15 protein-coding genes are annotated in these 19,180 nt (G+C 44.7%); 1 reads left to right on the top strand and 14 read right to left on the bottom strand.

What is annotated here, in order from left to right:
- Nucleotides 1-31: 31 nt before the first annotated feature.
- The 4 genes from tycA to AB432_RS14900 all read right to left on the bottom strand — a co-directional run bounded on the left by tycA (nucleotide 32) and on the right by AB432_RS14900 (nucleotide 7,008).
- Complete coding sequence (gene tycA, locus AB432_RS14915; protein WP_048032940.1) at nucleotides 32-3,310, bottom strand: tyrocidine non-ribosomal peptide synthetase TycA; 3,279 nt, start codon at nucleotides 3,308-3,310, stop codon at nucleotides 32-34.
- Between the two features lie 707 nt (nucleotides 3,311-4,017).
- Nucleotides 4,018-5,166, bottom strand: a complete 1,149-nt coding sequence (locus tag AB432_RS14910) for an AI-2E family transporter (RefSeq protein ID WP_053079580.1) — start codon at nucleotides 5,164-5,166, stop codon at nucleotides 4,018-4,020.
- 270 nt (nucleotides 5,167-5,436) lie between these two features.
- A complete protein-coding gene (locus tag AB432_RS14905) occupies nucleotides 5,437-6,627 on the bottom strand; it encodes an MFS transporter (protein ID WP_048032939.1) in 1,191 nt (396 codons plus the stop codon).
- Between the two features lie 3 nt (nucleotides 6,628-6,630).
- A complete protein-coding gene (locus tag AB432_RS14900; RefSeq protein WP_235617698.1) occupies nucleotides 6,631-7,008 on the bottom strand; it encodes a MarR family winged helix-turn-helix transcriptional regulator in 378 nt (125 codons plus the stop codon).
- A gap of 120 nt (nucleotides 7,009-7,128) precedes the next feature.
- On the opposite strand from AB432_RS14900, the gene AB432_RS14895 reads away from it, so the two are divergent.
- On the top strand, nucleotides 7,129-9,312 hold the full coding sequence (locus tag AB432_RS14895) for a hypothetical protein (protein WP_235617697.1): 2,184 nt from the start codon (nucleotides 7,129-7,131) through the stop codon (nucleotides 9,310-9,312).
- Between the two features lie 75 nt (nucleotides 9,313-9,387).
- On the opposite strand, the gene tyrS is transcribed toward AB432_RS14895, so the two are convergent.
- The 10 genes from tyrS to AB432_RS14855 form a co-directional block, all read right to left on the bottom strand.
- Entirely contained in the window at nucleotides 9,388-10,650 is a 1,263-nt protein-coding gene (gene tyrS / locus AB432_RS14890) for a tyrosine--tRNA ligase (protein ID WP_048035826.1), read from the bottom strand.
- 367 nt (nucleotides 10,651-11,017) lie between these two features.
- Nucleotides 11,018-11,218 (bottom strand): P-loop NTPase family protein, encoded by a 201-nt coding sequence (locus AB432_RS31080; RefSeq protein WP_235617696.1) that lies wholly within the window; start codon nucleotides 11,216-11,218, stop codon nucleotides 11,018-11,020.
- Between the two features lie 119 nt (nucleotides 11,219-11,337).
- Nucleotides 11,338-11,577: an ATP-binding cassette domain-containing protein gene (locus AB432_RS31075; protein ID WP_053079579.1), complete on the bottom strand. Its 240-nt coding sequence runs from the start codon at nucleotides 11,575-11,577 to the stop codon at nucleotides 11,338-11,340.
- Nucleotides 11,559-11,837: a hypothetical protein gene (locus AB432_RS31070; protein ID WP_048032936.1), complete on the bottom strand. Its 279-nt coding sequence runs from the start codon at nucleotides 11,835-11,837 to the stop codon at nucleotides 11,559-11,561. The genes AB432_RS31075 and AB432_RS31070 overlap by 19 nt, the downstream gene beginning before the upstream one ends.
- Before the next feature lie 301 nt (nucleotides 11,838-12,138).
- Nucleotides 12,139-13,803 carry a DUF6138 family protein gene (locus AB432_RS14880; protein WP_048032935.1) on the bottom strand — a complete coding sequence of 555 codons (1,665 nt, stop codon included), beginning with the start codon at nucleotides 13,801-13,803 and terminating at the stop codon, nucleotides 12,139-12,141.
- 39 nt (nucleotides 13,804-13,842) lie between these two features.
- Nucleotides 13,843-14,904, bottom strand: a complete 1,062-nt coding sequence (locus tag AB432_RS14875; protein WP_048035825.1) for a suppressor of fused domain protein — start codon at nucleotides 14,902-14,904, stop codon at nucleotides 13,843-13,845.
- A gap of 135 nt (nucleotides 14,905-15,039) precedes the next feature.
- Entirely contained in the window at nucleotides 15,040-15,678 is a 639-nt protein-coding gene (locus tag AB432_RS14870) for an RNA ligase family protein (protein WP_048032934.1), read from the bottom strand.
- Nucleotides 15,679-15,692: 14 nt separating this feature from the next.
- On the bottom strand, nucleotides 15,693-16,655 hold the full coding sequence (locus AB432_RS14865; RefSeq protein ID WP_048032933.1) for an AAA family ATPase: 963 nt from the start codon (nucleotides 16,653-16,655) through the stop codon (nucleotides 15,693-15,695).
- 110 nt (nucleotides 16,656-16,765) lie between these two features.
- Nucleotides 16,766-17,584 carry a hypothetical protein gene (locus tag AB432_RS14860; RefSeq protein WP_048032932.1) on the bottom strand — a complete coding sequence of 273 codons (819 nt, stop codon included), beginning with the start codon at nucleotides 17,582-17,584 and terminating at the stop codon, nucleotides 16,766-16,768.
- Between the two features lie 110 nt (nucleotides 17,585-17,694).
- A complete protein-coding gene (locus AB432_RS14855; RefSeq protein ID WP_048032931.1) occupies nucleotides 17,695-19,170 on the bottom strand; it encodes a protein adenylyltransferase SelO in 1,476 nt (491 codons plus the stop codon).
- Nucleotides 19,171-19,180: the final 10 nt, after the last annotated feature.

Here is a 19,180-nt window from a genome sequence, read left to right as displayed (position 1 = left end):
TTTAACCCCAAAAATAGTAGCAACTGCTTATTTATTTAAGCGTATTGGCCAATAATTCGAAGATGTCGTCCATTTCTTCCATCTGAAGTCCTTTTAGACTAAAGTCACTGGGTGTCCGCTCGACTTCTTTTTTCTGCAAGCAATGTGTAATGATCGCCCGGAGATGTTTTTGATAGTCCGCACTCAGTTGATGAATGGACTCTTCTTTAAACTGCTCCTCGCTGTAAGTAAACGTGATGAGAAGCTCTCCACCTTCAATTCTTCCTGTAATATTCAAGGCGGTATAAATCTCCGAATCGGGACTCAGATTGTTCTTCCCATCCGCACCGAGCGTGTTGCCTGAACTATACGGAGATCGGCTAAACATTTCGTTGTTAAGGCCTGCGTCAAATTGACCTAAGTAGTTAAACGTCACTTCGGGTTGCAAGGAAAAGGACAAGGAATGCCGTTTTTCCGGTTCTGTCATATATTTTAAAATTTCATAGCCAATGCCTTTATTGGGGATCTTCCTCAGGTTTTCTTTCGTGCATTTGATATGGTCAGGTAAGTGATTCATTTGACTCGAATCTAGTAAAACTGGATATTGGGAGGTAAACCATCCGATTGTTCTTGTCACGTTAGCGTGTTCGATCACATCCTCGCGCCCGTGCCCTTCCAGATTAATCACGATTTGGTCAAGCCCGCTCCACTCTGCAACGGCCAGCCCCAACGCTGCCAGTAACAAATCATTGATTTCTGTTTGATAAGCAGAATTTGCCTGCTTCAACAATTGTTCGGTTTCCTCTGCTAGCAATCCGACCTGTATGTTGCGGATACTCTTCTGTTTGCAGCCCACCGTTTCATAGTCCTTCGGAAGGGAAGCATTCCTAGCTCCTGATTCAAGATTCTCCCAATACGGGATTTCGCTCATCAACTCATCACTATTCGCATACTCGTTCAACCACACTGCCCAATTTTTAAAAGAATCCGTTTTTTCTGGGAGAACGATTTCTTTTCCTCCTAGTACCTGACTGTATGCAGTTGCTAGATCCTCAAACAGAATGCGCCAAGAGATTCCATCCATGACTAAATGATGGATGGCCAAAAACAAATGATCGCCTTGGAGCGTGTGGAACAAGGCTGCCTTCACCAACTGTCCCTCTTGTAAATTCATGCTGCCATGCAATCGTTTTGTCTCTTCTTCGATTGCTTGCTGGACATCCGAATGCGAGGTCAAATCATATTGAAGGAAATGGTATAATTCGCTATCCAACCCACGATTTTGTTGTACGATTCTCCCATTCTCGTTCCGATAGACCATGCGTAGTGCGTCATGATGTGAAAGAATTTTATCCAAGGCCTGTTGGATGGCTTCAGGATCAAATCCCTGTTCGCGATACAATACATACGATTGATTCCAATGGAACATATTCGTAAAGTTCTTTTCAAAGAACCATTGTTGAATGGGCGTTAAGGTAACAGGGCCTTCGATAATTCCCTGCTCGCTTCTCCTCGTCGTATTTTTAACATAGAGAGCAACCTGGGAAATGGTCGGGTAATTCAGCAAATCTTTCGTGTCTAGCTTTAGTTGATAGGCATGCAAACGAGCAGCGACCTGGATCGCTTGAATGGAATCCCCACCGAGTGAGTAAAAATTGTCGCGAATCCCAATTTTCTCAATTCCCAATACCTCTTGCCACACGGTTGCGAGAATCGATTCTGTCTGATTTCTGGGAGGTTCGTATGCAGGATTTGTCTCAGCAGCAACATCGGGTTCTGGCAATGCTTTGCGATCAATTTTGTCATTCGGCGTAAGCGGCATTTTATCCAGCTTCACGAAATACGAAGGGAGCATGTACGCAGGAAGCTTTTGAGCGGCAAATTCTCTGATCTGCGCAGGTGTTACTTCCTCTGGCGAAATAAAATAAGCGCACAAATAGGGTTGAGCGTGTTGGTCTTCTCTAGCGATTACCACTGCCTCTTTTATTTGTTCATGTTTCAGCAAAACGGACTCGATTTCTCCTAACTCAATCCGATGACCCCTGATTTTCACCTGATGGTCGATTCTGCCGAGAAACTCGATTTCTCCATTCGGCAACCATTTGGCCAGATCTCCTGTCCTGTACATCTTCTCTCCTGGTACGAACGGATTATCTACAAATTTTTCTGCGGTCAAATCCGGGCGATTCCAATATCCTCTGGCTAAGCCTACTCCACCTATGCATAATTCGCCTTCACTGCCAATTGGCTGTAATTGAAGCTCTTCATTGACAATATACGCGGACGTATTTTGAATCGGTTTGCCGATTGGGATCGTTTGGTTGACGAGCACATTGGAAGGTGCCTCCCAAATCGTCGCGCAAATGCTTGTTTCCGTAGGTCCGTATGCATTCACGTATCGGACTTTGTTTTTCCATCTATTTACTAAAGGGAAGTTGGCAGCAGAACCTGCCGTAATCATGATGCGAAGTGAAGTAATATGATCTGGGTTGAGGTGAGTCAAATATGTGGGTGGCAACGTGATGATGGTCAATTCATTTTCATTCAAATAGTTTTCAAAACTGATGAAATCATGAATCGTCTGTTTCGAAAGGACGTAGAGGCTGGCACCGGTTAGTAAAGCCATGAACATTTCCCATACCGATGCATCAAAAGACATGCTGGCAAACTGTCCAATCCTGTCTGCAGGTGTTACACCGAATGCATTTTGAAAGAATGATTGCAAATTAGCGATCCCTTTATGCTCCAGCATGGTTCCTTTCGGCTTGCCGGTTGTACCTGAAGTGTAGATGACATACGCCATGTCAGTAGGTTTGCTTGGCAAGTGAAGATTGGAATCTGCGCGAGAATCCAGATGTTCTTCCTCAAGTACGACTACAGGTCCACGGTATCCGACGTCATAAACAAGTTGGCTGACTTTTTTCTGAGTGATGACGATTTTCGTTTGACTGTCTTGCAGGATATATTGAATCCGATCTCGGGGATATTCGATATCGATAGGAACATACGCTCCGCCAGCCTTGAGGATGGCAAGAATAGCTGTCACAGTTTCAATGGATTTCTCCATCATCACACCGACAATGCTATCTCTTGTAATCCCTTTTTCAATCAGGGCTCTTGCCAATTGGTTGGCTTTTCGGTTGAGCTCTTGGTAAGTCAAGCGCTCATTTTCATAAACGATGGCAACTCGGTGTGGCACAGCTTCTGCCTGTTCCTCGAACAACTGATGAATCGACTTATCCTGTGGATATTCAGCCTTTGTATCATTAAACAAAGCTACCTGTTCTTTTTCCCACTCCAAGTCGATAAGATTGGCCTGATTTGCTAACATATGTCCCCTCCGATAATTGGCAAACTTTTGTCTATCATGAAGTGTGACAATACAATGTGATGGCCAAACAAGTGAACGACACTACAAGGAAATGGTCTGCTAACTCTGAAGATGAAGCATCAGTGACGAATGGCTCACATTGGAAATTCCTCATCAACACCATTTAATATAATGGGCAAATGTAACAAAATATGTGGGTTTTTGTATCTTTTTTGTAAGTATTACCCAATTTCATATTACTATGGTCATGAACCAATTTTCACCTACAAATTTTCCGCGATTTTACATTTTTTCACAATGGGAATAATTCCCTGTTTACTCAAAGCGGTTTTCAGGACAAAAGTCACCTTCCATATCTTGGTCAAAGCATGTGCACTGATACTCTAGCCTAATGGATTCAGGACATGATTCCCGACCATTTCGAACGGAAAAAATACATTACCTGAAAACAAATGTGCTGGCCTGCACACCTCCTTACAATCCAGCAGAATAACGTATTCATATGCACCTGTTCGAGAAACTGTTATTCATTATAACAGAGAGTGTTTTGGAAATCAGTTAAAAAATAGGGATTTTTTGTTAATTGTGTTACTTTTTACCCAAACCCTTCTTCAATCCCTACAAAAAAGGCTCACACTTTCTGGTTTCATTCGAAAGTGTGAGCCTTTTGATTTACGACTTCATTGTGGAATCGAAACGGTGGACACCTATTCTTTCAGGAAGATATTCTTGTCCTTCAGTCGCTTGTTCGTCGTACTTCTGACAAGCGTATATACGACGGCAAAAGCAGGGATTCCAAGCAGCATTCCCATCAACCCGAACAATGCTCCGCCAACCAATAAGGCTGCGATCACCCATAAGCCATCCAATCCGATTGAATTCCCTACCACTCTTGGATAGATAAAATTACCTTCAATTTGCTGCAAGACAAGAATAAAGACAATGAACCAAATAGCCTTCACTGGATCGATCATTAAAATAATAAAGGCACTCGGAATCGTCCCGATATAAGCACCAAAAATCGGAATGATGCTCGTTACGCCAATGATCACACTCACAAGTAGTGCATACGGCATATTAAATGCCCACATCCCTACAAAACAAAGCCCGCCAAGAATGAGCGCCTCTGTTAGCTGGCCTGAGATAAAGCCACTAAATGCGCGGTTTGTGATTTGTCCAATTTCTACAACTCGATCCGCCTTTGCTTTTGACGAATAGGCATAAACGAGTTTTTTCGCAATGAGCGTCAGCTTTTCCTTATAGAGGAGCAAATAGACGGACAACATCAACCCCATGATGACATCGATAAAGCTAACGGTAAACATTTTCGTGTACGTCAGTAATACAGGGATGGAAGTCAGGAAAAAATGGCCTAACTTATTTACAATTTCATTCCACTTCTCCATAAGTGTATTCCATAAATCGCCGGACAAGTTAAACCTCTCTGCAAAACCATCAACGAAAGCCTTTAACGATTGCATGTCATTCGGAATACTTGCGGCAAGCATGGAAATACTCGTGAGAAGCTGAGGGACAATAAACCACATAAGAAATGTAAAAAATACCAGGACAGTCGCCAAAGTTAACAGGATCGAAAAAGGACGTCTTACTTTTGACCAGATTCGATTGTTACTGCGGTTAAGAGGCGAGAAAAGTCTTTCTTCATAAAATCTCATTAAAATGTTCAAGATGTAAGCAATGGCGATCCCATAAATCACAGGATCTAATAAGTCAAATATTTCATAGATAAATGACTTTACAGAAGGGAAATTCCAGACCACAGCAAACAGTAATACGGTGTAAGTCGCGATCATTATGTACTTCTTTATATCTCGCCAGTGTACTTTCTCCATCATTTTCTAGCTGACTCCTAACCTTTGTGAGTTCTAAGTTGAGCGGTTTGTTCATAAACTTGTTCATAAACTTTTCCATTACTATGTCCACTCAAAAGTATACTATGTTTTTCAACCGTCTGTTATCATTTTTCCACTTTCACTAAAACTTCCCTCGAACTTTCCATAATCCTATATCAAAAACACTGCTGAAAAAGATAACAGGCTACCGACTAAGGGCAGCCTGCCTATCTTTTATAGGGGGCCTGACTCCTCCTTTTTTACTTGGATGAGTTAGGCAGTACGCATCAATTCCCGATCGCGTTTTCCGTGTAGCCAGTGATAAAGCGGGATACTGAAAAGGATGAAGGCAACCATCCCGACGAAAATCGTACGATATCCCGTATGCGGTACGATAAATCCGAGCAGATAGGGCCCGATTCCTAATCCTAGATCGTACAAAATATAGTACGTAGAGGTTGCTAATCCAAAGCGATGCGGATCTGTCACCTTCACTGCTACGGTTTGGGCAATGGAGTTAAAGTTTCCGTAACCTACTCCAATCAATGCAGCAGATAGCAGCAGCATCCATGAAGTGGAGGCTTGACTGAATAAAAGCATCCCGACAGCAAATATCACCAGGCTGGGGTATGTCACGATGTTCGCCCCTCTTGCGTCCATTAGCTTTCCTGAGAATGGTCGAGAGAGGATAATGACAATGGCATACACCAGGAAGAAATAACTGGAAGCGGAGGTGAGATTAATTTCTTCCGCATAAAACGATAGAAATGACAAGACACCCGAATAACTGAAGCCGATTAATAAGGCGATGAATGAAATCGGCAAGGCTTTCGGCTCGATGAATTTCGAAAGCAGAGAACCTTTTGTTTCCTCTTTCACACTTGAGGAAGGAAGCGGAACATTGATTTTTGCCATGGCATAAAACAGCAAACAAATCAGGGAAAACACAACATTCATCGTAAAGATCCAGGTGAAACCATTTTCAAGCCGTAATAAGATCATGCCGAGAAAAGGACCAATCGCGGTGGCTAAAATCGCACTTAAACTGTAATAGCCAATCCCCTCACCCTTGCGTGACGCTGGCAAGATTTGAGCAATAATGGTTCCTGTTGCTGTACTCGCAATACCAACGGCAATCCCTTGCAGCAATCGATTTACCAGTAGCAAACTGATATGGACAGCAAAAAAGTAAAGCAACGAGGTGACAGCAAAAAATGCTAACCCAATCCAAAGCGTTTTTTTCGTACCAATATGACTAATGGCTCTACCAGTGAGTAGGCGGCCAATCAAAGCACCAATGATAAAGATACTGGATACTAATCCGGCTGAACTGGTTGAAGCGTGAAATTCTGTTTTGGCATACGAAGCAATCGTAACCATGAGTAAGAAAAACATAAGTGTCAAAAGAAAATTGATGAAAGAAACAATAACGAACTCTTTCGTCCAAAGCCTATCCTTATTCACTGCTTACCCTCTTCTCTTTAGGTTCATGATTATTTTTTCTAGTACGGTGGCTGCTGCGTCTCTTTCTTCTGGTGAGATGCCCTCCAATATTTCTTCCAGGAACGGATCAGTCGCTTCCATAATCGTCTTATGTAGCGCTTCACCTTTCTCTGACAAATACATAATTTTTTGCCGTTTGTCTGATCCAGATGAGATCAAAATGATTTCACGCGCAGCTAATTTTTGCGCAATAGGTGTAATAGCCGGCTTCTCTACTTGCCAATAATCGGCGACGTCGCTAAAAGTAGCAGAACCGTTATTTTTCAGGTAACGAATTAACGCCCATTGTGTGACGGATATACCGAATGGAAGTAACTCCTCTTGCAATTGGTTATTGTACATACGATGTGTGAATGCGACTTTTGAAAAGAACGGGTACATGTTAGCTCCTTTGTACTTTGTATTAGTTAATTAATTTAATTAATTATATCTCTTTTCTTGCTGTTTGAGAAGGTCTAAATCATGGTGGGTTACCTTGTGGCTTTTTCCGTGCACATTCGTCTAACCTATATCATCATTCAAAAGGAGAAAATCATGGTGGTAAAAAGGTTTTTCGCACTTTCCTTCTTATTCTTGCTTTTTTTAGTCCTTTATTTTCCAATACCTGCACTTGCGAAGGAATCCTCCTTTCAAAATCTGTATTATGTGTTTAGCTGGGATGAGGCAGGCAATATCCGTATTACCGATCTGGCGAAAAATGAAATCCTCTCTTCTATTCAGTACCAAGCCGAATATGGCACCATCTATAATACGATGACTCCTTCCCTTCCGAAAGGCTCCCATCAAATAACGTTGGATCAAAGTCCACCCTTTCAACCAGGTGCGGCCATCGAAATTCGCTCCGAATCGTTTGGCGGCAGAATGAATGCTCCGCTTGTCCATCAGGCAAAAGTAACTGCCGTCCGTGGAAATGATGTCTATTTCTCTCCTGCTACGACGAAAGTCATCGACCGGAACATTTTTATCAAACGGGGCAGTTACTGGGTTCGCAAATGGGATGATGTTAAGGTGGAACAACAGGAGACCGCTACTGGTAACACAATCATTGTCACAGGTCATACTCCGATTTCAGTGGTTACAGCACAATATGAATTGCAAAAAAATAGCCCTGCCATCGATGTCACCGTAAAAACCAGCTACAAGCAAGTGGCAAAGGTTTTTCGAGAGGCATTCGCCCTGCAATTCAAGCCAAAAGTAACAGAGGTATACCGCAAAAACCGGAAAGTGGACACACAATCATTCCAAGCATCTTACTGGCTGGATCACCAAGGTGCGAAATTCGGTCAAGGGAAGCAAGCAGCTTTTTTGTACCATGCTCCCAACGTGTCGTCACTTGAATTGAATACAACGCAAAAACAGCTGATCGTCAATCTGGATCACATGAACGATCACAGATACGTACAGCAAGGCTCTACGAATCAAGTCGGAAAAGTCCGCCACTCTTCTGAATATCGTGCAAACGATGAACGGACGAATTCATTCTCGTTGGTAGTTGGGTATCAACCGAAGCTCATGCCGCGATTTATGAGTCAGCCTTCTGGCTATTTGGCGACACATGTATGGACAGAGCATGCTGACGAGCAGACGCTGCAAACGAATCGGGCTGTTTATTTCGGTTCCGAGAAGATTACATCGTCAGCACAAGCGACAGGCGGTTTTGTCAAACACCGGATTCCAGTTACGAAAAGCGTATTTTACTCCAATCCGTATTTTCAAGCGAAATCACCTGTCAATATCGCCATTGCGCAAAGTCCTGAATTTTTGCAGTTTCTGGATGATCTGTATCGGAACGGTGATGATATTGGTCTGCATACCCTCTATCCTTACGAAATCAGGCACTATCAAAAAACGACGGAAGATGCGTTGCAAGTAATGAAAGATCACTTCCAAAGCAGGACCTGGATTGACCATGGGTATTTGAAGACCAGCTTTGCGTTTAACGGGCTCGACAACCAAACTGCGAATTACTTGGCTCATCAGTGGGGAAAATTTGGCACCTCGTATTTTTGGCACTACAGCTCAGAAGATATCGCCAATCCGAATAATGGCCTTGATCTGTACCAAACTCAGAAAGGCGACGCCCTGCGCACCCCTCTCTATTGGTCGCATCCGACAGTGACTGGTTCGTTTTTTTCATGGTCGGCTGCCACCATTCCGGAAGATACGCTGTATCTGTATCGGGAGCAAAATCTCCAGCAGCTCATTCAAAATCGTGGGGTTTTTATTAACCATACCTACTTGGCAAGAATTCCAGCCAAAAAGCAAGGCGGGAAATTTGTCATTCGAGATGCCAAAGGGAACTGGATCATCCATCCCGATTTTGACCGCTTGTTGAAGCGAATGGGCGCGCTGCGGGATCAAGGCAAATTGCATTTGACGACGGTACGTGAAATCATGGATTATTGGCTTGCCCTCTCTCAAGTCAGAATGGAATATGCACCAAATGGCTCTGTTGTTCTACACAATGATGGCATGCGCAAGATTTCTGGTCTTTCCATGGCGACAAAAGCTTCAGAAGTCTATGTGAACGGGTTGAAGCCGTCGCAGAAGAAAGCGGATGGCGATCTTATTTTTTGGTTCGATCTGGAGCCGAATGCAGTTGCGGTTATTGCTGCGAACAAAATGGATAGTGTTGCACTCCCGTAATAAAAGGAAAATCAATGCTCACAAATACAAAAAAGCTTCCCTTCATGTTTCCAGGGAAGCTTCTTATTCCTTTATCTATTGAGACAATTTTACCAAGCTGTAGTTTTTCTTGCCTTTGCGGATAATGATGAAGCGACCTCCGATAGCGAGACTTGGCGTTACTTCCAGTTCCAGATCGGTAACGCGCTCGCCATTCATGGAGATAGCGCCTTTTGTAATATCCTCACGTGCTTGACGCTTGGATGGCTCAATGCCGACCTCGACGAGCCAATCGACAATGTTCTTCGTTTCGAGGGTTGATTCGAACGTCGGCATTTCTTTGAAGCCTTGCTCGATCTCATCTGCCGACAGCGATTTAATATCACCAGTAAACAAAGCAGCTGTAATGCGCTTCGCCTGCTCCAGCAATTCCTCGCCGTGCACAAATCTCGTCATTTCCTCAGCCAGCGCTTTTTGAGCCTCGCGTTTATGTGGCTCGGTCAGTACTTTTTCAGCCAGCTCTTCAATTTGCTCTTTCGAGAGGAACGTAAAGTATTTCAAGTATTTCACAACATCGCGGTCATCCGTATTCGCCCAGAATTGGTAGAATTCGAATGGTGTTGTTTTGTTTGGATCAAGCCAGATGGCTCCTCCTGCTGTCTTCCCGAATTTCGTACCATCTGCCTTCAGCATCAGAGGAATGGTGAGACCGAATGCTTTCGCTTCTGGTCCTTCTTTTTTGCGGATCAGATCAAGACCGCTTGTGATGTTGCCCCATTGGTCGGAACCGCCGATTTGCAGTTGAACATCTTCATGTTTGTACAGATGCAGGTAATCCAGCGATTGCAGAATTTGATAGGAAAACTCCGTAAACGAGATGCCGCTTTCCAGTCTGCTCGACACAACATCCTTGGCAAGCATCGTATTGATGCTGAAGTTTTTACCGTAATCTCGCAAAAATTCAATGACATTGATTTTGTGTGTCCAGTCATAGTTGTTCACCAAACGGATTTGGTTGTCGCCTTCTGTTACGAACAGCTTCTTCATTTGTGCGGTGAGCGCTTCTACGTTCTCCTGAATTTGTTCCATTGTTTGCAAAGAGCGCTCAGATTGACGTCCGCTCGGATCGCCGATCGTACCTGTTGCACCACCGATCAAAATGACCGGACGATGACCAGCGAGCTGGAAGCGTTTCAGTACCATGAAAGGAATCAAGTGACCGATATGCATGCTGTCACCTGTTGGATCAACACCACAATATAGCGAGACTGCTTTTTCATTCGTTAATTCTCGCAGCCCTTCTGCATCTGTTTGCTGATTGATGGCTTCGCGCCATTCGAGTTCGTCGATAATATTCACTGCCATACACTCCTTCAATCTCCTATGGTAAAAACAAAAAATCGCCCCTTGTCTATTGTAGACATAGGGACGATTGAATAACCGTGTTACCACCCATCTTGCACCAATGGACCCCAGCGTTAGCGCAGGCCATTCATGCCACTCGTAGCGAGTTATCGTTCGCGATTCCGCTCGGCATTACCCGAGATACTCCAGAGTGTAATTCGCTCGCTTATTGTGTACCGGGTTCCATCAACCCCCGGCTTTCTAGGACAGGGAATAAGCTGCTACTGGGCTCTTTCAACGTATGTTTCATATGAAATTAAAGTCAGTATATTGAATTCAAATAGCAATGTCAACCATGTTGCAATGATTCCGCTACGATCCCTTATTTTATTTTCGTGAGACCGTCGGAGGTGAGTTCATAAACAGTTGTTGCGACTTCATGTAAATACCTTCGATCATGCGAAATACTGATAATCACACCGTCAAAAGCCGTTAAGGCGCGGCACAGAACAGGAGTCGTCAACGGACTGAAGTTTCGGGTCGGTTCATCCAGTATCAATATTTCGCACTGATCCAAAATCATTTTCACTAGGAGCAATTTCGCTTTTTATCCCCCAGGCAAGTTTTTAATGGGTTGATGCATCTCCTCTTTTGTCAATTTCATACTGCCTAAATGTGTATACGCTTTTGTAATCGCATCTTTCATTCCTGTTGTTTCCAAGTATTCAAGCGTGTTTTTGTCGAAGCCAGCCGGTCTTCATAGTTTTGGAGCATGTACCCGATCTGTAAGGACGGGTGCTGGACTAGCTCATCCATGATCTTTTTTAACAACGTTGTTTTTCCGATCCCATTTTCCCCAATAATCGCGACTTTTTCCGGCCCCTTGATCGATAAATGAATCTGTTTCGATAGCTGTTTGTTCGTTATTTGCAGTACTTCCAATGAAAAGTCGAGGATTTGTTTACTGCCAGGCACATGTACCGCAGAATCAAATCGGGTTTCTTTGCCAACAGACTTAAAAAACGGTATTTGAAACGCTCACCACCGGACAGAACACCCATCTTTTTAGCTGAATCCAATTCATGAATACCGAGATCATCCATCGCTCTCACAAGTTCTTTGCTCCAATAATTTTCGGCAAAAAAGTCGGCGATGGTCATTTGTTTTTCTTCGTTAGATAGCTCCTGTGCAAGAAAACCCATGCCATATTCGTTTCTCGTCGTTTACTCTTTGTTCATCTGTATCACCCCTTTTTTTGACAACAAAGCAAGATGCTTCTGTCCAATAAACAGAAGCATCTTGCTCTCGTACTAGAAATCGCTATATGAAAAATAGACCATACAGGGATTCAGGATATACATTTACGGGTGAATTTGGCTTCTTGTTTATTTATGATAGGATTGGCTTTTCCAATAAATAAACAGTTGCGCAAATGATTCACCCTCCGTTCCACATAGTTGCCTTCAATATAACATGGCCTTCTACATAATGTAAATGAAGCAGCTATTCGACCAAGGCCAGCACTTGTGCAAGCTTGTCTTTGAGGGGGGCAGATTCCTTTTTTACCGCCTGTGCGAGCTTCTTATTCCCTCCAAAAAGACGATAAATAACAGTTTCCCGATGGTAATCTTCCATTGCTGCAAGCTCCTCTATGAGTGCATCCACCAGTTCGGTACGATCGAGGGTGATATTTTTCAAAGGCTTCGCCGAGTCGCTACTGCCAAGCACCAGAGAGACGAGTACCGGCATATTCTTTGCGGTTATACCATGCGCCTCCATAAAAGCCATGGCAAAATCGTCCTGGGCAGACTGATGCTCCGTGTCGACCAGCTCCATATAGCGACAAAAGAGTGGAAAATATTCGTTGCTAGACAAGCCGAGAGCCAATACCGCATAGGTGCCCGGCATGACGGATTTTTCACTAGGCTCTACATCCCCGTACCACGCGAACTCCTCCATCGCAAGCTCGGCATATTCTGCGATTTTCGGGTATAAGCCAGGATATCGGGACGCATTGCCAAAAAACTGGTGGAGACCTGACTTCGCCAGCTTTTTTACTGGCAGGTAGTGCTTTTCGCTGCTTTTCAGCTTGAGCTTGTACCCTTTGGGAAAGCCTTCACGCAAAAGGCCGTTGATAAAATCGATGGCTTCACCGTAGGCCGCTTCTTCCTCAGATACAATCCGGATGTCGATCGCTTGCAAAACATCATTGGCATGTGCTTGAATCAGACTGCTTTTATACTCGTTTTCAAAGCGACCACTGCCCCGGTTTACGTAGTCCGCAGCCTGCTTGGAGCCAAGCTGAACAGCGAGGTCCAGGAACTTCTTGCGGGTGTCCGGCTCCTTGTTACCTATTGCGAGAGCGACGTACAGGAAAAAGTCCAGCTCCTCCGTTTTCAGTTCCTGACGTTCCTGCTCAGGTTTCAAAACCCAATCCATTCCATAATGCCCGGTACGATCGAAAAATTTGACTAAAAAACGCTCATTCGCCCAGCCTTTTAAAGCCAAAGTAGAGTGGTATGTCCACGAATCACTGCGTTCTTTATTGGAGCGCAGCTTTTCACTAAGACGCTGGATGAGCGGTTCGATTACCTCTTGCTTCTGTTCCATCAGATCGGGATTGACGAGACAATGGGCGAAGAAAAAATCGTCACTTTCTTTCGGACGTACAGGAAGCTCCGCTTTCATTTTTGTCTCGATAAATTGATCCAGTGCTTGTTTTAGACTCTCGCGTTTTCGCTCGTTTATGAAATGGCGAGCATGGCATTGCACCGATTGTTTCCACTCGAATTCGAAAACAAGCTCGAAGTGGTAATTAAAAAAGTGAGAATCATAGTCGGTGGAATGGAACAGGGATTCCATTCGATCACACAGTGCTGGAAAAAACTCATTCATGAGCATTTCCTCTGTAAGCTCCTCAATATAAGACCCCGCCTCGTATTTGTACGAGTCGTCACTCCAACTGAAAGGTTCGTGAACATCCACGTGGATTTTGCCATTGGCCCAATTAGGTTTTCCTTTTCTCCACGCCACTCTCAGGTAGTCTTTGACCCCCGCCTGCAGTAGACTCCAGTCTTTGATCTCTTTGATCCGCTGGTTCTCTTTTTGGTAAATTTCTTGGATGGAAGTCCATACTTCGTTTAGAAATGCTTCTGCTGCCTGATGCATTGACTGACTCTCCTCCTCGCCAAAAACAGCGCTGTCGCCTTAACCGATGACCTTGACGACATTGCCCTCGCTATCGGTAATATTGGTTTTCACAATGTTGATGGCAATTCCTTTCAGGGAAGGGATCTCAAAGCTGCTTTCCTTTGGAAGCAACTGCTTGGTTAGCGCAATCGTTGTCGCATCATCGAGGACAAAGCGAATGACATCCTCCCCTGGATTACATTCAGGCTTCTTTCCTGCCTCAAATACAACACGGACATCAGGTCCCACGAGGCTCAGGCTTTCTCCTTTTCGTATACGTCCACGGAGAATTTTTCCGATGACTTCCGCTTGCTTAGCTCCCAACCTCAAGGTCGAAGGCGTTTTTTTCAATAAGCCCTTTTTACCCGGCTCCCAGCCAAGCTGGCTCACAAACAAATAGGCAGTGTTGGAGCCTTCTTGTTCCATGCCTTTTTGCACAGCATCAGAAACGGTAGAGTTGCGAAGGAGTGAATCCCGCTCGAGATCGGTTATGTAGAAAGGCATGTACGGCAAGCCAGATTCGAGTACGCCACGTGTATTCCAAGCCATCATCGCATCTAGTTCATCACCAGTGATCCCGACCATTTGCAAGAATTGCACTCGACCATTCGGCGTATCGATTTCGGCAAGCTGTGGGTCCGTGACAAAAGCGAGCGCAGTCAGTTGGGTATCGGCGCCCAGGCATATCGGACCGTTGGCATCCAAATGATCACCTGCATGAAATACATTGCCCGTGTTGAATACGTAACGCCCCATATTTTGAAGCAGATTCAGCGCCCAGGCAGGCGGTTCTTCCTCGTCGTCCTTTCGCGCCAATCGAAACGTCAATTCAAATCCAAAACCGCTTTCCTCTTCATTCTCGGATTCCTTTTCATACAGCTCAGTAAATCCATAGGTCACAAAATGCCAATGCGGGTAAGGCTCGTCTGATTTGTAGGCGCTTATTCCATCCAATGGATCGTGACCACCCAGCGCATACGAGATGAGCGTCCCGTAATGCTTAGGCTCCTGCTCTCCATAAATCTTTCTCATCTCCTGATCAATGGCATCCCAGCCCGCTGACATCATTTCTTCGTTCATTTCTTCGCTCATCTCTCTTACCTCCTATGTAATGACAGTCTTAACAATAGCCAAAATGAATTTTGGATACTCTATTAGACGGTCAATACCACTTAGCAAATTACATCGTTCTCATTCCCTTCTATTCAAAAGTCTTTAATGAGCCTGTGCTATCCCATTCGGAACGACTGGCTTCGATAACCAGTGCTGGTCGGTTTGCACATGATTTTTGCGTACAAACTTGGCGACAGATTGTTTAAAATCTTCGTATGGAAACCTCTCCGTTACTCGTACCACGTACCCCTCTTGTTCCCCGCCGAAGAAAGATTGTTTGGTGTAGCAACTTTTTACGGTCTCTTCCTTCCAAATCCCTCTGTATAAGACAGGCGCTGTCTCCAAGCCAAGTAGTTCGGCCCATTCTACCGTTTCATCCCACGACAAGCATTCATTTTTTTCATTCCAGATCGAGAACACGTAGAAATAGCTTGTTAGGTGTTCGTAATAGATGGAGTGCAGTGCATATACATTTTCCCCGCAAATTCTCCAGCCTTCCGGGATATGAAACGAAATCATCCCGTGCAGCATCTTTACCCAATGTCTAGATGCATGATCTTTGCTATCGAGTGACCTTGCATGGATATGATTTCGGTACAGCGTGGTATTTTCGCCATCCAGCTTTTCTGTCACGACTACTTCTTTTCCCTCGAAATGACAAACCGTTCGCAAAATTTTATCATCGTCGGTTCTAGTTCTTGACCAGGGTAAGTGAAAGGTTCTCGGGTATTTTTTCAGCATCGTTATTCACCTCCTCATTTGGCATAGGCATCCCCTTCCTTGAAGAAGTACAGCTTCCATAGGTACTCATCGCCTAGCAAATGATAAATCTCGGAAATATCTTGCTGCGTTCCGTAGTTAATCTTCATGTGCATTTGAATCAGGTTGACGACTTCGAAAATAAAATCATCGTTGAATCCTAATTCTTTTAAGAAATGGCAAGCAATTTGTGCGGAAACATGCTCATGTCCGAAGTAGGAGTAATGGCCTTTCATCGGCTTGTAGGTTTTGCAAAATGGTTTTCCTGTATCGTGAAACAGGGCGACCACTTGCATGAGAAATTTGTCTTCTTCCGTGTAAAAGGCGTTTACATAATCGAAAACATGATAGGTATGCTTGCACAAAGGGTACTGATGATAAGGGTTTTCTTGATTAAATTGATACATCTCTTTGAAAATTGGTATGGCATTCAACCTGTCGAACAGCTCTTCATAGGAGGGTTCGTTTTGAAGCAATTGAACGAACTCTTCTTTTGCAATGGCATAAGGCACTGGTTCGTGCAAGAGATGAATGTGATCCCAGCCTTCATTCTTGATGGGAAAATGGAAGTTCTTCCGCATCTTCGCCAAGATGTATTCGTCTACGGTTCTCTTTCGGGATCGATTGCGCTCCAGGCAAACGGAATAGGGAACGTCGAAGTAATAGCATTCCTTTTGGACATCGGGAAATTTGGCAAGGACTTTCATTCTTTTCTCTCTGTCGATATTGGTCGCGTCTAAGATGACATTCTTTCCATTCGCCAGCTCCGTTGCGATTTTCGAATAGACCTCAAAAAATACTTGCGCAGACTTTTTTTGTTTTCGCTCATCACCGAATAAGTTCTGGCGAATTTCATCCGTAGACACAATGGTTGCCCGTTCCTTTTTGGCAATTTCTTGCGCCCACTTACTTTTGCCACTGCCCGCAATGCCTGACAAGACGATTAATTTCTTTTTCACTTATATCTCACCTCCTTTCAATAAAAACAAACTTTTCGACATGCTTTTCCAATATTATACACACTTCGCGTATAGATGGCACCCTTCTTTGTTCCTAGATTTTCCGTTCTTTACAGCCACGGACCAAAGAAGTTCTGGACAGCTTGCTCGGAGTAGCTATCTTCCCCCCGCCAATTCACGACGGCGAAAAAGTCGTTCTTCCCGCCACGCCCTGGTCGGTTCTTGGTTGGAGCCAAGATTCCAGCGGATGCAAGAATTTCCATGAACACATCCCGTTCGTTTTTGCTAGATGGAAAGACACCATGGAGGCGCTTCTCCAATTGACGGGCGGCATCAGTTGGTTCACTGCTCGCGATGATGGCTAGCACCTGACGGAGGATGGCTACATCTTCTTCCTGTACCGAAAGATTTTCTTCTTTGCTTACTAGCTCCAGATCAAGCATGACGTACAAAAGGTAATTTAGACGGATACCGCCCCACTTGATTCTTTCGAAATTCAATACATTCAAATCTTCATTCGTATACTGCTCTCGACTTGCCATATGGTAGCGGTCGCAAAGATGGCAGTCTCCGTACATAGCGAAATAGGTGCCGTTTTCTGGATTTATATATTTGCCGACGTTACTTTCGAACGAATGGGCTGTCAAAGACTGAGTCAAAGCCCAACTAGACAAGGCGCTGCGCAGGTACACCTTTCGCGTCGAGAGACTGTACAAAAATGCTGCGGCGACTTGTTCTTTCGTCACTTTTTCATGCAGAGCAATGATTTTGTCTATGCACTCCTCGTGACTGATCGTTAACGGGTCAAACATGAGTCCTTTGCTTTTGGCGTATTCAAAATCTTCTCCCGAAAAGTCGTACGGAGCACTGTTCCAGCCTTTACTGCTCCAAAATGTTTTCATCAAGATTTGCTTTGCTTTTTTATCCATAAATCGATTGCTCCTTTTTACTATGATGCTTTTCCATATTTTAGCGCGGATCGGACGTATGAAAAAAGAGTCCAACGTGTGAAAGATCGTTGGACTCTGATTCCATGCTATCACGTACCGCAAAACGTTTGGTAAGGACGTGCCGATTCCGCTGGTAAAGTCGTGTATTCTACCTGTTCAGGAGTGTAAGCATATGGATCAGAAAGGACTGCCAGGAGCCGTTCCATCACCGTGTAGTCGCCCTCTTTCCACGCAGCTTCCAATGCCTCTTCTACACGATGGTTGCGAGGGATGACTGCCGGATTACTCTTTTTCATTAACTGTTGTACCGCAGCGGGGTCTTCTGGCTGTCTCGTTAGTCGCGCTCTCCACTGCTCATGCCATTCCGGGAATTCGCACGTACCAAACAGCACGCTATCTTCTGGTTGATTGAGCGTAAAAGCACGGAATGTATTCGTATAGTCTGCATGATTCTCCTTCATCATGTTGAGCAGACCTTCGATCAACGCCTCGTCTTGTTCCTCTTCGTTAAACAATCCGAGCTTTGCCCGCATTCCAGTGAGCCAATTGCTATGATACAGCTTGCTGAATTCGGCAAGGGCATCTTCGGCCATTTTCACAGCCTGCGCTTCGTTGTCATGCAACAAAGGCAATAAGGTTTCCGCAAAACGGGAAAGATTCCATACGGCTATGTACGGCTGATTTCCGTAAGCATAGCGGCCCTGAACATCAATGGAGCTAAATACAGTAGCAGGATCATACGTGTCCATGAAAGCGCAAGGACCGTAATCAATGGTTTCGCCGCTGATCGCCATGTTGTCGGTGTTCATGACCCCGTGAATAAAGCCTACGAGTTGCCACCTTGCTATCAACATAGCCTGACGCTGGATGACTCCCTTCAATAGGAGGAGATAGCGGTTTTCCTCTGCATGGTTCTCTGGAAAATGTCTTTGTAACGTATAATCAGCTAACGCGCGGAGATCTTCAATGGAACAAAATCTTGCCGCGAATTGGAACGTGCCTACTCTGATATGACTGGCTGCGACACGCGTCAAAATGGCACCAGGCAGCTCGGCTTCGCGGTAAATAGACTCGCCGGTTGTCACTACCGCAAGGCTCCGAGTAGTAGGAATTCCGAGTCCATGCATGGCCTCGCTAATGATGTATTCGCGCAGCATCGGGCCAAGGGCTGCTCTACCATCGCCGCCGCGTGAATAAGGTGTTCTGCCTGAACCTTTCAGTTGGATATCAAAGCGCTCGCCTGTAGGCGTAATTTGCTCGCCAAGCAGGAGAGCACGCCCGTCGCCCAGCATGGTAAAATGGCCAAATTGATGCCCCGCATATGCTTGAGCGAGAGGCATAGCGCCTTCTGGGGTTTTATTTCCTGCGAGCATGGCTATGATTTCTTCGCTTTGCAGAGCTTCGACATTCAGCCCTAGCGATTTTGCCAAACGTTCATTGAGAATGGCTAGCTTCGGTGATCGTACAGGAGGTGGATTGAGCCTAGAGAAGAATGATTTTGGCAGCGTTGTATAGCTGTTATCGAAGTTCCATCCCGGTTCGATTGTTGCTTTTTTGTCTGTCATTGTATCTCCT

This window comes from Brevibacillus brevis (assembly GCF_001039275.2).
In the GTDB taxonomy this organism is placed as follows: Bacteria; Bacillota; Bacilli; order Brevibacillales; family Brevibacillaceae; genus Brevibacillus; species Brevibacillus brevis_C.
This window is presented reverse-complemented; position numbering and strand designations above follow the sequence as displayed.

Bases quoted from the DNA above. Each gene is read 5' to 3' on its own strand.
- tycA (WP_048032940.1), bottom strand. From the start codon at position 3,310: ATGTTAGCAAATCAGGCCAATCTTATCGACTTGGAGTGGGAAAAAGAA.
- AB432_RS14910 (WP_053079580.1), bottom strand. From the start codon at position 5,166: ATGATGGAGAAAGTACACTGGCGAGATATAAAGAAGTACATAATGATC.
- AB432_RS14900 (WP_235617698.1), bottom strand. From the start codon at position 7,008: ATGTACAATAACCAATTGCAAGAGGAGTTACTTCCATTCGGTATATCC.
- AB432_RS14895 (WP_235617697.1), top strand. From the start codon at position 7,129: ATGGTGGGTTACCTTGTGGCTTTTTCCGTGCACATTCGTCTAACCTAT.
- AB432_RS31080 (WP_235617696.1), bottom strand. From the start codon at position 11,218: ATGATTTTGGATCAGTGCGAAATATTGATACTGGATGAACCGACCCGA.
- AB432_RS31070 (WP_048032936.1), bottom strand. From the start codon at position 11,837: ATGGGTTTTCTTGCACAGGAGCTATCTAACGAAGAAAAACAAATGACC.
- AB432_RS14880 (WP_048032935.1), bottom strand. From the start codon at position 13,803: ATGCATCAGGCAGCAGAAGCATTTCTAAACGAAGTATGGACTTCCATC.
- AB432_RS14875 (WP_048035825.1), bottom strand. From the start codon at position 14,904: ATGAACGAAGAAATGATGTCAGCGGGCTGGGATGCCATTGATCAGGAG.
- AB432_RS14870 (WP_048032934.1), bottom strand. From the start codon at position 15,678: ATGCTGAAAAAATACCCGAGAACCTTTCACTTACCCTGGTCAAGAACT.
- AB432_RS14860 (WP_048032932.1), bottom strand. From the start codon at position 17,584: ATGGATAAAAAAGCAAAGCAAATCTTGATGAAAACATTTTGGAGCAGT.
- AB432_RS14855 (WP_048032931.1), bottom strand. From the start codon at position 19,170: ATGACAGACAAAAAAGCAACAATCGAACCGGGATGGAACTTCGATAAC.